The organism is Sphingobium sp. JAI105, assembly GCF_015752145.1.
Lineage (GTDB): Bacteria > Pseudomonadota > Alphaproteobacteria > Sphingomonadales > Sphingomonadaceae > Sphingobium > Sphingobium xenophagum.
This window is the reverse complement of sequence record NZ_JADOUC010000001.1, coordinates 2,128,430-2,142,366: the sequence shown is the minus strand read 5'-3', so window position 1 is coordinate 2,142,366 and position 13,937 is coordinate 2,128,430. Positions and strand designations below refer to the sequence as shown.

Sequence of the window (13,937 nt, the reverse complement as noted above, 5' to 3'; positions counted from 1 at the left end):
CTCTGATCAAAGTGCTTTTGGCTGGATATTGTGCAGCGCAGTAACGCTTGCGTATTTTTTTTGATGTAAAATGCCTATGCAGGACATGAATCATTATTTGGGTGACGACGTAGGTTTCACCGGGTTTGAGCAATGCGAGGAAGCGACGACAGATGAAAATCGCGGTTTTTGGGCTTGGATATGTGGGTCTCTCCAACGCAGTGTTGCTGGCGCAGCATAATGAGGTGGTCGCCGTCGATATCACGCCTGAACGGGTCGACATGCTCAATGCGCGCAAGTCGCCGATCATCGACGCTGAACTCGAAGAATTTCTTGCCACGCGTCCGCTCAACCTTACCGCGACGCTCAATCCGCAGGAGGCTCTGGACGGCGCCGACTATGTGATCGTCGCTACGCCCACCAATTATGATGTGAGCAGCGACAAATTCGATACATCCTCGGTCGAAGCCGTGATCGAGACAGCCAAGGTTGGCAGCCCCGATGCCACGGTCGTCATAAAATCGACGATCCCGGTCGGTTTCGTGGAAGATGTGCGCAAGCGCCTGGCGACCGAACAAGTCATCTTCAGCCCGGAATTCCTGCGTGAAGGCCGGGCGTTGCACGATAATCTTCATCCCTCGCGCATTATCGTGGGCGAACGGTCAGAACGGGCGCGCATCTTTGCCGATATGCTGTTGCAGGGCGCGGAAAAGACCGACGTCGAAATCCTGTTCACTGATCCGCGCGAGGCCGAGGCGATCAAGCTGTTCGCCAACACCTATCTTGCCATGCGCGTCGCCTTCTTCAACGAACTGGACAGCTATGCCATCGCGCACGGCATGGATTCGCGCCAGATCATTCAGGGCGTTGGTCTCGATCCGCGCATAGGGTCGCACTATAACAATCCCAGCTTCGGTTATGGCGGCTATTGCCTGCCCAAGGATACCAAGCAGTTGCTCGCCAATTATTCCGAAGTGCCGCAGAATTTGATCCGCGCGATCGTGGACGCCAACCGGACCCGCAAGGATTTCCTGGCCGACCAGATCATCGCCAAGGGGCCGAGAAAAGTCGGTGTTTTCCGTCTCGTCATGAAGGCGGGTTCGGACAATTTCCGCCAGTCTTCGATCCAGGGCATCATGAAGCGGATCAAGGCAAAGGGTATCGAAGTGGTGATTTTCGAACCCGCGATGGCAGACGATCAATTTTTCGGCTCAAAGGTCGTGCGTGATCTGGCTGCCTTCAAGGAAGATTGCGACATCATCATTGCCAACCGCATGACGCCGGACGTTGCCGATGTGGCGGACAAGATCTTCACCCGGGACCTGTTCGGATCGGATTGATCCTCTGCCCGGCGATTGCTTTGCACCGTTTGCGATGATGAACGACCGGCCGCTAGAGCTGTCGTGCATCATGCCATTTGGGTGAGAAACGACGATGCCTGTGCGCAACGGGTTTAATCCCGCCATTTGTTGATAGCAGAACGAGCATCTCCTATTGCTGGCACCGTGTTGGAAATCGGGAATAAAGCCCGACAGGATATTGATGCTGAAGCTTCGCCCACATTTTGTCGAAAAGCCGTGGGGCCGGACTGACCTCCCGTCCATTTTCTCGGCGACCGAAAGCCGCCAGATCGGGGAAGTGTGGTTTGAAGGCCCAGATGGACAGGATTTGCCGCTGCTGGTGAAATATATCTTCACCAGCGAAAGACTGTCGATCCAGGTTCACCCCAATGATGCGCAGGCTATGGCCAGGGGCTTGCATCGGGGGAAGGCGGAAATCTGGTATATATTGGATTGTGAGCCGGGCGCAGCATTGGGGATCGGTCTGATCCGCCCCATGACGGCCGAGGCGTTTCGCGCGGCCGCGACGGATGGATCGATCGAACAGCTTGTCGACTGGAAGCCGGTGAAACCGGGCGATTGCTATTTCATTCCTGCAGGGACGGTTCATACGATCGGGGCAGGCATTACCTTGGTTGAAATTCAGCAAAATGCAGACATCACCTACCGGCTTTATGATTATGGCAGGCCGCGTGCGTTGCATCTGGAGGATGGTGCTGCCGTCAGCCACCTTGCGCCATATGCGCGCGACCTAATCGAAGCGCCGTTAGGCACTGAACGCCAAATTATCGCCGATACGGAGGCGCCGTTTACGCTCGACCTGGTGCATTGGCACGGCGAAAAGTCGGTGAGCCTGCCAGATAGCAAGCAGATGTGGTTCACGCCGCTAAGCGGGGCGGGGACGGTCAATGGGGAGGTATGGGCGAAGGGCGATTGCCTGCTGCTGACTGGCGACTGCACAATCGACGTTACCACGCCTGCCTCGATCCTGCTGGCGACCCCGCGATAGATGCGCTGCGCCAGGCGACCTGATTGACCTGCCAACATTGTCGATCGCATGGAGCCTCAATTGAGGCTCCATGCGTCCCAAGACGATGTTAATACGCCTCGACCCTATCCTGCTACAATCTCTTACGGCAGGCGCGGTGAGCTGTAGGTTATTTAGGGCACATTTTGCTTATCGGATTGGGGCCCTTGGCAGTGATCACGCCGAGCCTGTAGGGCAACTGGATATATTCATATGTCTTGCCCTTCACCATATCGAGTCCCTGGTAGAGAAACTGAAGAGGCTTGCAGGGATCGATCGCCAGGGTCTGATCGCTCGTCGAGCGGATCATTTCACCGTGGGAAACGCCTTCTGACCAGACCCGGCCTTTGAAGCGCACATTGTCGGCACTGGCGAATATATTCATCGGGTCCGGGGTTAGCGGCTTCCATTCGCCGGCCAGACTGTCGCTGGTCCACGCGCGGAAATAGCGGCCCTTGGGACCAATTGCTTCGATCAGCGTCAGATAGTTGTTCGTGCCCGCGATCTTATAGGTATTGCTGGCTTCGAATATATCTTCCTTCCGGCCTTCCATGACGCGGGTGGTGTTGTGGAATCCCTTGGGAAATTCCGCCAGCGATGTTTCGGCGCGGTAGAAGCTGCCATTGTCGTTCGTGAAGAAGAGATAGCAGTTCTGGTCGTCGCAGATCGTCCAGAAATCAAGCCATCCCGGCTTGCCGTTCGGCTGCTTCACGATTTCGGGTATCGTATCGTAAAAGGGCTTGGGCGCGCTCCACGAAGTGGGGTCGCCGATGTCGCTGCTGGTGGAATAGAGTGGATCCCCACCCTGATAGACCAGATACCACAGCTTTTGCGGCGCGAAGTAGAAGACCTGCGGCGCGGCGCAGTAGCCCGGCCCCATTGGTGCCTTTTCCAGCCCGACGATCGGCGCTTTCGGTGCGTCTTTCCAGTCTGCGAACGAGGTATAGGCGACCCCCCAGCCGTTGCTTGTCGCTGTCGTCAGAAAGACATGATATTTGCCGTCATGATAGACGATCGACGGGTCTTTCACGCCGTGAAAGCCCGGCGCGCCGTCCGCCGGGGGCGTAATCAGCGGAAGAGAGGATTCCCAGCGAAACCCGGCCGGTTGCGAAGAACCGGCCCATGCGCTTGCCGATGCCATTGCGCCCAGTGCGGCAATGGCTGTCAGTATCGATCCGGAATAACGCCTGTTTCTCAATGTCCTAAATCCTCTCATGATGGTTTCCGGCTTTGCGGCCGATGGCTTGGCAATCGCTTCAGACGGCCGTGGCATGTCAGGTTGATGGCGCTTTCCCGCCGGCAACGGTCCTGCATTCATAGACGGTCACCCACTGGTCGCTGTTCGCCTCGAAACGGACGGTGATGTCGCGGCCGCTCAGCAGATGATCGGGCAGGGGATAGCTCACGATGTTTCGCTGAACGGTCGGCTCCCCGGCCAGCCTCTCCCTGACGAGCGGCTCGCCGTTGACGAGGATGGCAAAGTCTCTGTGGCGATCCGGCCCGGCATAGACGACGCGCAGTTCGACCGGCCCAGGCCGGATCGCCAGCTTGAACTGGAAAAAGCCTTTCATGACGACGCGGCCGCGCTCGGCGAGATGCTCGACCGTCCCTGTGTTGGGCGTGCCGGAAAAGGCGTGGTCGCGCTCTGGCTGCATTTCCCCCAAGCGGATCGTGTCGATGGTTCGCGCCAGCGCTTCGGCCTGCTCTCGCGCGTTCGCCAGATAGCCGGCCTCCGCCGTCGTCCATTGCGTCGGGGTGAAGTGGCGAAAATAGACGGCAGTGCGGCTGTCGTGCTGATTGAAAAAGGGCTTGAGCATCAGCTCTTCCGGCCTGCTCTGGCCGCCAAGCGCAAATACAGGCTCCCCGCCGACCTGGCGCACACCGTCTTTGGCGCTACCGGAAACGACCACGGGATCGAAATATTGATCGCGGGGCTTGTCGGACGGGCCAAGGTCGGCGGCAAGGACCATCGGCCCGTAGAGATAGGCCAGGATGCGGTCGTCATCGGGCATTGTTTGATGATGAAGGCTCATCGGCAGCGTCAGGTCGATGACATCGCCCGCCGCCAATTGGTCCAGCATGAGATAACGATTCGCAATCTTCGCGCGCGCGAGCTTGCCATTGATCCTGATCCGGGGCGCTGCGCACCATAGCGGCATGCGCAGGCCCAGATCGACGGCGGCATTCGCTTTGACCAAACGGATGCGCACCCTGTCCTTGAAGGGGAAGCCCGTGTCCATTTCGATCTGGACGCCCTTTTCCGTCCAGTCGAGCGAGGAAGGGTAGTAAAGGTTGACCAGCAGCCTGTCGTCCCGATGCCACCAGATGCTGTCGCCATGCTTGGAATGACTTTCCATGCCGGAGCCGACACAGCACCAGAAGGAATTATCCGGCGTGGAGCGGACGCGGCCGAAGCCGGACGCAAGCGGGGTGAAATAGCTGTACATCCCCGTCGCAGGATGCTGCTGCGACATGATGTGATTGAGATGCGCGCGCTCGTAAAAGTCGAAATAGCGCGCATCCCCGGTCCAGCCGTAAAGATGACGGCTGAGCTTGAGCATATTGTAGCTGTTGCAGGCCTCGCAGGTTTGCTGGCCCAATCGTCCTGCAAGTTTGCGTGGCTCCCCGAAATGTTCATAGTTGGAATTGCCGCCGATCACATAGCTGTGGTCGCGCGTCACCGTGTCCCAGAAGAACATGGCTGCCCCGGCGCTGTCATGGCGATGCCGTTCCGATGGCGCGACTTCGTACAGGCGCGCCAGGCCGATCAGCTTGGGAATTTGGGTATTGGCATGCTTTCCGTTCAGTTCGTCGCGCCCTTGCGCCAGCGGATCGAGCACCGCGCGATGGCGGAGGCGTTCCGCAATCTTCAGCCAGCGCGCGTTGCCAGTGCGCGCATAGAGTTCGGCATAGCTTTCATTGATGCCGCCATGCTCGGCGACCAGTATCTGCTGAACCTGATCATCGCTCAGCCCTTCGATAATAGTGCCGAGATAGTCGGCGAGGCCGATCGCGACATCAAGTGCGACACTGTCCTGACAATGCAGATGGGAGTCGAGCGCGCCCGCAAAGACCTTGTGATAGGTGTAGATGGGCACCCAGCCATCGTTAAGCCCGAACCCGGATGTGCGAATGTCTCCGCGTCGAAGCTCTTCGAACACAGCCTTGCCGTCCACCGTCTTGCCATCGCGATCCACCGTGGTCGCCCCGGCATAGCCGTCGCCATGTCCCGCCTGCACCGCCGCCAGTTCGCGCGAGATGGCGAGAGAACGGTCGCGAAAGCGGCTGTCGCCTGTCTGTGCAAAGACGAGGCTGAGCGCGGATTGATAATGGCCCAGGCTGTGTCCGGCGATTCCCTGCGCTTCCCAGCCGCCATATTTCGCACCCTTGGGCGCGATACCGGCGAACAGGTGGAAATTATGGAGCAAACGGTCTGGATCGAGCGAGAGCAGATAGCGTTTGTTGGCTTCGACCGAATCAAGAAAAATGGATGGCCTCAGGCGGACCTGCGACAGGGGAAAGGGCTTGGCGGGCCCGTTGGGCGCAGCCAACTGGCCAACCTCCTCCGCTGCCAGTCCGGCGCTGGCCATGGTGGTCAGGCCGGTCATCCCTGCAAGGACCCCGCGCCGCGAAAAGCTGCTCATCCAAATCCTCTGCCATGCATTGTCGAGATCATGCCGAGTCTATCTGCGCGAAGGTGGCCTGTAAATACTCAGACAAAATCTTTGAACATGAAATTGCGCTATTGCGGCAGCGTGAGCCGACCAGTGCCATTTTCTGCCAGTTTGACCCGATGGACCGCGCCGTCGTAGCGCACGCTGAGTTCGCCCCCATCTCCTTCATTGCCGAATGGGCGCCTGGATCTGTGCGGTTGCCCTCAATGGCCGAACCGCAACGTCATCGCGTGCCCGTCATAGGTGATGCTGCGGTTGGCGCGGGCGGGGGCTATGGCCGTCGCATTGGCGGGATCGACGATGACGATATTGAGTTGTCGCCGCCGGACCATGCCCGGAAAGCTGCCCTGCCGTGCGCCGATGGACAGCGTCCGCTTCGCATCGTTCCAGTGCAAATCGTAACGGGCGGACTGACCATGCTCATAGGCGTAGGTCTCATTATCGTCTTCATAGATGGTGAAGCGGCCGTCAGCGCCGGGATAGACCCGGATTTCCAGCGGAGCGTCCGGCTTTTCTGTCGCATATTGTACGATCGGCCCCATCGGGATGATCGACCCGGCGCGGACGTACAAGGGAATGACGTCCAACGGTGCGTCGCGCGTTACCCTTTGCCCGCCCGCCAGGCGCTGGTTCGTCCAGAAATCATACCAGTCGCTGCCCTTGGGCAAGTAGGTGGTCATCGACAGGTCTTGCGCTGGCTTGGTCGCCGCCATGGTCCGTAGCTCGCCCGGCGTGCGCCACGCCAGCCGCAGCGATCGACCGCCCCCGCCCTGATAATAGTCGATGCGGATGGGGACGCGCTGCCCCTTGCGCAGCACGCGCTTCACGCCAGCATAGCGATTGGGCCCGTCGTTCCAGTCCTCCAAGACCTTTTTGCCGTCCAGATACAGGCGATAGCCATCATCGCCCGACAGGCCGATTTCATATTCGCCGTCCTCTGGCGCGACCAGTTCCCCTTCCCAACGCGCCGAAAAGTCGGTGAGGGCGGTAAGTCCGGCGGGCATTTCCGCAAGCGGCGGTCCCGGCCAGATATGGTCGACCCGCTCGTCGACCTGCCCGGTCCCCCTGGGCGCGTCGAAGTTGCGACCCTGAAAATATTGCAGGTTCAACCCCTGTTTGCCGTCCCCGGTGCGCAGATAGGCCGCGGGGATCGTCGGGGGTGGTGGCGGCTGGATATGATAGATGGCCCGCGTGACGGGGTGGACCAGCAGCGATGATCCGAACATGAAACTGCCGTTGATGTCGTAGGTTGCCGGGTCGTTCGCAAAGTCCATCGGCAGCGGCCGCATCAGCGTATAGCCGTCCGACGTCACTCTGGCGCTCAGGCTGTATATATAGGGTAGCAGGCGGTAGCGCAGATGGACGGTGTCCAGCAGCGACTTGTACATCGCCGGGTCCATATCCTTGAAGATATAGGGTTCCCGCTCGATGCTGGTGCCGTGCACGCGCATCAGCGGATTGAAGGCGCCATATTGGAACCAGCGCGCGAACAGTTCGCGGTAGGCCGGGTTCTTTTCACCGCCGGGGAAATCATCGACGAAAAAGCCGCCAATATCCTGCGTCCAATAAGGGTTGCCGGTGACGGTGACGTTGACGCCGCCCGCGACCTGCTTCCTGAGCGTATCCCAGCTTGCCTTTGTATCGCCGGACCAGGATGCCGCCGCCGTCCGCTGTGCGCCCGCCCAGGCGGATCGCGTCAGCGTCAGCACGCGCTTGTCACTCGTCGCGCGTTGGCCGTCATAGGTGCCCTGCGTCGTCAGCAGCGTATAGGGGTTCAGGTATCGCGAAAAATCGCCCATGGCGTTGCGGCCCAGCGCCTTTGTATCGACGACGTTGGAGTGGGGGTCCCACATGGCGGAGCTTGCCTCCACTTCCGTTCCGTCCATCCACAGGGCGTCGACGCCCTTGTCGAGCAAGCCCGATTTGATGTGCTTGAAATAGATTTCGCGTCCCTTGGCGCTGTAGGCGTCATAGACGCGCGCCTTCTTCGAAATCCAGTGCAGCGGGGCGAAGCGCAGGCCATATTGGTCCAACTCCTTCGCCAGCGCCGTGTCATTGCCCACTGACGGCCAGATCGAGATCATGAATTTCATGTGGAGATCGTGGATCGCCCGCGTCATCCCTTCGGGGTCCGGATAGCGTTCCGGGTTCCAGATCATGCCCGACCAGGTGCCATCCTTGTCGCTGCCCCAATATTGCCAATCCTGCACGATGTAATCGAGCGGGAAGCCTTCCTTGCGAAAGGTGCGGGCGACCTCGACCAGGCGGTCTTGCGTCGGGTAGCGCTCCTTGCTCATGAACAGGCCGAACGCCTGTTTGGGATACATGGGCGCCTGACCCGTCAGCCGGCGATAGGCGCCGACCACATCGTCCATGCCGTTGCCCGCCATCAGATAATAGTCGACGCCGCCCGGCGCGTCCTCGGCCCACAAGCGCGCGCCCTGCGCATTGTCGGTAAAGCGCATTTGCGAATAGGTGTCCCATAGGACGCCATAGCCTTCAGTCGACAGCATGACGGGGATGATGATGCCGATATTGGTCTGGACGAGCAGCAGATCCTTGCCGCGCCGGTTCACCTCTGCATCGTCGGTAAAGCCAAAGCCGTAGATGCCCTCGCCGGGTTTCAAGGTGAAGCGATTCTCGACCTCATAGGTCGGTGAGTCAGCGACGGTGCGTGCGGTGATGGACTGCGGCGCGCCGGCTTTTTCGCGCGTCAACAGCCGGCCCTTTGCGTCGAAGAAGCTGATTGCCCCGTCGCGCTTGTCGATCGCCACCCGCACCTTGTCGCCAGTCAGGCTCAGCGTTGCGTCCGTTTCCGCCACGGCAAAGCGGACTGGCTGGGGTGTTTGGGTGACGACCAGGCTTGGCTGGCCCCAGTGTGATTGGCCAAGGCTTGCATTCACGCGGACGACGTCCGGCCCGTAGAAAAGGACCGTCTTGACCGTTCCGTTCAGTTGAAACTGAACGCCGTTGCGCAACTGGACGAAATGGAAGGCGGGCGAGGACGCAATCGCGACATTGGCGATCTCGCCGGTTGCGGTAAGCCCGCTATGGACCTCTTCGGCCGCTGCTGGCAGCGCAAGCGCGAGACCAACAATCGCCACAGACAAGCGTAACCGATACCGCATCCTGACCCTAAAATTGTATGAGTAGTTTTTCCGGCTATGTCATGACTGAGACATCAGTTCAAGGTGAGAGCAAAAACCGCAGGGCCGAGGGCAACACGCTGTTGAGCGACGGTTGAATGATGGAGACATAGGCATTCAAGGGCGCTCAATTGACGCATATTCGCCATACGCCTGTGGGGAGCGGGTCGTCATATCCCGCTGATATGGCGCATTCCATCATCAACCTGGTATGAGACCAAATCCATGCAAACCGGTCGGCTTTCATATTGACGAAATGGTCATCCGATTATACTCATACAAATATATTTGCCCATAAATGTGATGGGCGCTGGATCGGACGGGCGCGGTCATCACCGTCAGCCACCCGACAGAGAGGATAGTATGACGATCACCCGACGTATGGTGATAGGTGCCGGTGCGGCGCTGGCGACGGTGCCCGTACGAGCGTTGGCGCAGTCGGCGCCCGCCGACGAGGTGATCGACCTGTGGCCCGCTTCCCCACCCGGTGCATCCGGAAACAAGATCGCCCGCAAGGTTGAGGATCAATCGCGTGATCCCGCCAAACCTGACCGCTGGATCAGCGGGATCGATCGGCCTTTCCTGGTCGTGCGCCGCCCGAAACATCCCAACGGTACTGCGATGCTGGTCGTTCCAGGCGGAAGCTACTGGTTCTTGTCCTATGACAATGAAGGGGTCAGCCAGGCCGACTGGCTCAATGCGCAAGGGGTGACCGCGTTCATCCTGATGTATCGCCTGCCGGGCGAAGGCTGGCGGCAGCGGGAAAATGTGCCCTTGCAGGACGCGCAGCGGGCCATGCGCCTGATCCGGTCGCGCGCGCAGCAGTTCGGCATCATGCCGGAGCGCGTGGGGGTGCTTGGTTTTTCGGCTGGCGGTCATCTGGCAGGATCGCTCGCCACATGCCATGCCGAGCCCGTCTATGCCCCGGTCGATGCGGCCGATGGCCTTTCGGCGCGGCCCGATGTTGCCGGCCTCATCTACCCGGTGATCAGCGTCGATGCGCCGTTCACGCATGAGGGGTCTCGCGCGGCCCTGCTCGGTCAGAACCCGACGGAAGCGTCCCGCAAGGCGCGATCGGTCGAACTGCGGGTCACGGATGACACGTCGCCAGTCTTTCTGATGCACGCTGCCGACGATGGAGCGGTGCCGGTGGCCAACAGCATCGCCCTGTTTCAGGCGATGCAAGCCAAGGCACGGCCAGTCGCGCTGCATGTCTTCGAGCATGGCGGGCACGGATTCGGCGTGCGTTTGCCGGCAAGCGAACCCGCGTCCATATGGCCGACATTATTTGCGGCCTTCGCCGCCCGGCACGGCATTCTCCCGCCACAGCAGCATTGATCCTTCGTCATGCCAGACGGGAAATAACAGGTTTGAGAGGAAAGTCCGTGTCGGGCAGCCAGTCGCCGATTGTCCTCAAACGCAGGGAATTCATGGTGGTTGCGGGATCGGTCGCCGCGATGGCTCCTGTGGCGGGAGCCGAGGCGGCCAGTGTCAGGACCGGTCCGCATCCGGGCCTGCCAATGCCAGCGTCACGAACGGTCCTGCCCTCCCGTCCGGAGCCTGATGAGCCGGGACGCCTGCTGCTGGATCGCGCCTGGCAATTCCATCAGGGCGACATCCCCGCTCCTGAGATCAAGGGCCATGGCTGGAGCTATTCCAATGCCAAGGCAGGGCAGGCGCAAGGCGCGGCCGCAACCAATTTCGACGATTCGGACTGGCCGAACGTCGACCTGCCGCATGATTGGGCGGTGGCTATGCCGTTCGACAGGGACGCCAACCCCTCGCAGGGATACCGTCGACGCGGCTATGCCTGGTATCGGCGCACCCTGCGGTTGGAGCCGGAGGATCGGGGAAAATATATCGAGCTGCAATTCGGCGCGATCGCGACCAACGCCACGATCTGGTTCAACGGATCGGTCATCGCGCATAACTGGAGCGGCTATAATTCCCTCTATCTCGACCTGACTCCCACCGCGCGCTTTGGCGATCATCTGAATACCATCGTCGTGCGCGTCGATGCGGAAAAGATGGAAGGCTGGTGGTATGAAGGCGCGGGCATCTATCGCCATGTGTGGCTGGCGAAGCGTCCGTCCGTCTATATCGAGACTGATGGCATCCACGCCGATCCACGGCTGGGGCCGGACGGTCGCTGGAGCGTGCCTGTCACGGCGACGCTGGGCAACATATTGAAGGCACAGGCAAATGCGACTGTCTCGGTCGAACTGACCGACGCCGCGGGCCGCGTGGTCGCACAGGGAAGCACCGGGGTGACGGTGCCGCCACTGGCCAGGCAGGAGGCTCATCTTGATCTGGTGGTACCAGACCCCAAGCTCTGGTCCGTCGATGCGCCCAACCTCTACACGCTGCGCGCCCGTCTGACGCGCGAGGGTCAGCAGGACGACCGGCGTACCCTGCGCATCGGCTTTCGCACCTTCCGTTTCGACGCCGACAAGGGCTTTTTCCTCAACGGCGAGCCGCTCAAGATCAAGGGTACGTGCAATCATCAGGATCATGCGGGCGTGGGCGTCGCCGTTCCCGATGCGCTGTGGGAATGGCGGATTGGGCGGCTGAAGGCGATGGGATCGAACGCGATCCGCTGCTCGCACAATGCGCCAGCGACCGAGTTGCTCGATGCGTGCGACCGGCTGGGGATGCTCGTCATGGACGAGAATCGTAATTTCAACACCAGCCCTGACTATATCGAGCAACTCCGCTGGCTGATCCGGCGCGACCGCAACCGGCCGAGCGTATTCATCTGGTCGGTGTTCAACGAAGAACCGATGCAGGGCAGCGAGGCGGGCTATGAAATGGTCCGCCGCATGGTCGCCGAGGTGAAGGCGCTGGACGACAGCCGGCCCGTCACGGCGGCAATGAACGCGGGCCTCTATGCGCCGAAAAATGTCAGCCAGGCGGTCGATGTGGTGGGGTTCAACTACCAGCCCGGCGAATATGACCGGTTCCATGCCGCCAATCCGCACCTGCCAATGATCAGTTCGGAAGATACGAGCGCCTTCATGACGCGCGGCGCCTATGAAAGCGACCCGGCGGCGCACGTCTTTGCTTCCTATGACGATGTGCGGTCAAGCTGGGGCAACACGCATCGCGAGGCGTGGAAGGCGATCGCCACCCGCCCCTTCGTCGCGGGCGCGTTTGTGTGGACCGGGTTCGACTATCGGGGTGAACCCTCCCCCTATGAATGGCCGTCGGCGTCAAGTTTCTTCGGGATCATGGATCTGTGCGGCTTTCCCAAGACCGCTTTCCTGCTCCATCGTGCGCAATGGGTGGACGACCAGCCGCTGATCGACATCGTGCCGCACTGGAACTGGCCGGGGCGCGAGGGACAGCCTGTCACGGTGATGGTGCTGACCAATATGGATCGTGTGCGGCTTGTCCTCAACGGCAAGACTATAGGCGAGCAGGACGTCGATCGGTTCGAGATGCCGCGCTGGCAAGTGCCCTATGCGCCGGGGCGGATCGAGGCGATCGGCTATCACGGCGGGCGGGAGGTCACGCGCACGGTGGTGGAGACGACAGGTGCGCCCGTGGCATTGCGCCTGACGCCAGACCGGATGCTGATGGCGGGCGACGGCGAGGATGTGCAGCCGATCACGATCGACGCGATCGATGCCAAGGGGCGCCACGTCGCCACCGCGAACCTCCCGGTCAGCTTCACGATTTCGGGCGGGGAGATTATCGGGCACGGCAATGGTGATCCCAACAGTCATGAGGCGGAAAAGGGTGAGAGCCGCCGTCTGTTCAACGGTCTGGCACAGCTGATCGTGCGGACGCAGGCGGGCGCGGGGCCACTGGTGGTGACGGTGAACGCGCCGGGTCTGCGCCTAGCGCGGACTAGCATAGGCCGCCTTCCAGCGATCCCACGCGCTCAGGTTCCGCCGACGGCGTCGGTGCAGGTGATAGAGGGCTGGCGCCAGTCGCCCACGTTCCCCGAAAAGCCAGATCCGAACATGAAGCCTGCCGAAACCGACATGAACAGCTGGCTTTGGCTGGGCGCGGGCGAGCTTCAGGCCGCCCCGGAAGACAAGCGCTGGATCGTGCTGCGCACAAGCTTCACGCCGCGCCGCAGGGTGCAGGCGCGTGGCGGCATGCTGAAATTCGGCGGGATCATCGGTCGCGCGGAAATCTGGCTGGACGGCAGGCAGGTCGCGACCAAACCGGGATATGACGAGGCTGCGCTGGCCATTGCGCTACCACCGGGGAATGGCGAACGGATTGTGACGCTGCTGGTGGAAAATGAAGCCGCCAAGCCGGGGGGGCTGGTCCAGCCGGTCGCGGTCGCCAATCACTGATACCCCCGCTGGCCTGCGCAGCGCGATGTCCCAATTCACTTTGCTCACCCATGTGGCAGGCATCAGCTCCTTCGGAAGAGGGCGACTATGACATCCCGATGATTACCACCGACCATTCGACTCCTCCATAGTTGGATGATAACTCCGACATTACGGCGCAATTTGGACGAACTGGCGCACAAAATGAATTTGTAGCTGGACAGGATTGAACATGGCCAGACGAGTTTGAGTCAGCACCCTGATCCCCGCCAAGGCTTTATGATCCCCTGGTCAAAGCTCTCGACGAAGTATGTGGATCATGCAGCATCCTTTCACGTCATCTCGATCCCTTACCACAGCAAAAAACTGATGCATTTTGCCTGACATTTTGTACGAGAAATAAACACCGAGTCGAGGACGGGCGATTGGCGCGCCGATCCGTGGGACTCCCTGTTGGCCGGCGTCCTGGGAGGGGCAGCACGCAT

Annotated in this window: 7 protein-coding genes; 4 read left to right on the top strand and 3 right to left on the bottom strand. The window is 60.6% G+C overall.

The genetic code is table 11. From position 1 onward, the window contains the following. Positions 1-152 precede the first annotated feature (152 nt). On the top strand, positions 153-1,319 hold the full coding sequence (locus IWY39_RS10220) for a nucleotide sugar dehydrogenase (protein ID WP_107124924.1): 1,167 nt from the start codon (positions 153-155) through the stop codon (positions 1,317-1,319). A 202-nt stretch (positions 1,320-1,521) separates the two neighbouring features. Then, complete coding sequence (locus IWY39_RS10215; RefSeq protein WP_181316763.1) at positions 1,522-2,328, top strand: class I mannose-6-phosphate isomerase; 807 nt, start codon at positions 1,522-1,524, stop codon at positions 2,326-2,328. 148 nt (positions 2,329-2,476) lie between these two features. Here the strand turns inward: IWY39_RS10215 and IWY39_RS10210 are convergent, their stop codons facing one another. The 3 genes from IWY39_RS10210 to IWY39_RS10200 form a co-directional block, all read right to left on the bottom strand. After that, on the bottom strand, positions 2,477-3,562 hold the full coding sequence (locus tag IWY39_RS10210) for a non-reducing end alpha-L-arabinofuranosidase family hydrolase (RefSeq protein ID WP_231377508.1): 1,086 nt from the start codon (positions 3,560-3,562) through the stop codon (positions 2,477-2,479). Positions 3,563-3,620: 58 nt separating this feature from the next. Continuing rightward, positions 3,621-5,990 carry a glycoside hydrolase family 127 protein gene (locus tag IWY39_RS10205; RefSeq protein ID WP_107124922.1) on the bottom strand — a complete coding sequence of 790 codons (2,370 nt, stop codon included), beginning with the start codon at positions 5,988-5,990 and terminating at the stop codon, positions 3,621-3,623. 233 nt (positions 5,991-6,223) lie between these two features. Further along, a complete protein-coding gene (locus tag IWY39_RS10200) occupies positions 6,224-9,124 on the bottom strand; it encodes a TIM-barrel domain-containing protein (protein ID WP_107124921.1) in 2,901 nt (966 codons plus the stop codon). A 405-nt stretch (positions 9,125-9,529) separates the two neighbouring features. Here IWY39_RS10200 and IWY39_RS10195 point away from each other — a divergent pair, with 405 nt between their 5' ends. Continuing rightward, complete coding sequence (locus IWY39_RS10195; RefSeq protein ID WP_196871440.1) at positions 9,530-10,504, top strand: alpha/beta hydrolase; 975 nt, start codon at positions 9,530-9,532, stop codon at positions 10,502-10,504. Positions 10,505-10,596: 92 nt separating this feature from the next. Continuing rightward, entirely contained in the window at positions 10,597-13,473 is a 2,877-nt protein-coding gene (gene galA, locus IWY39_RS10190) for a beta-galactosidase GalA (RefSeq protein ID WP_107125024.1), read from the top strand. Positions 13,474-13,937: the final 464 nt, after the last annotated feature.

Excerpts from the sequence above, each read along its gene's own strand:
- IWY39_RS10220 (WP_107124924.1), top strand. The coding sequence starts at position 153 with ATGAAAATCGCGGTTTTTGGGCTTGGATATGTGGGTCTCTCCAACGCA.
- IWY39_RS10215 (WP_181316763.1), top strand. The coding sequence starts at position 1,522 with ATGCTGAAGCTTCGCCCACATTTTGTCGAAAAGCCGTGGGGCCGGACT.
- IWY39_RS10210 (WP_231377508.1), bottom strand. The coding sequence starts at position 3,562 with ATGAGAGGATTTAGGACATTGAGAAACAGGCGTTATTCCGGATCGATA.
- IWY39_RS10205 (WP_107124922.1), bottom strand. The coding sequence starts at position 5,990 with ATGAGCAGCTTTTCGCGGCGCGGGGTCCTTGCAGGGATGACCGGCCTG.
- IWY39_RS10195 (WP_196871440.1), top strand. The coding sequence starts at position 9,530 with ATGACGATCACCCGACGTATGGTGATAGGTGCCGGTGCGGCGCTGGCG.
- galA (WP_107125024.1), top strand. The coding sequence starts at position 10,597 with ATGGTGGTTGCGGGATCGGTCGCCGCGATGGCTCCTGTGGCGGGAGCC.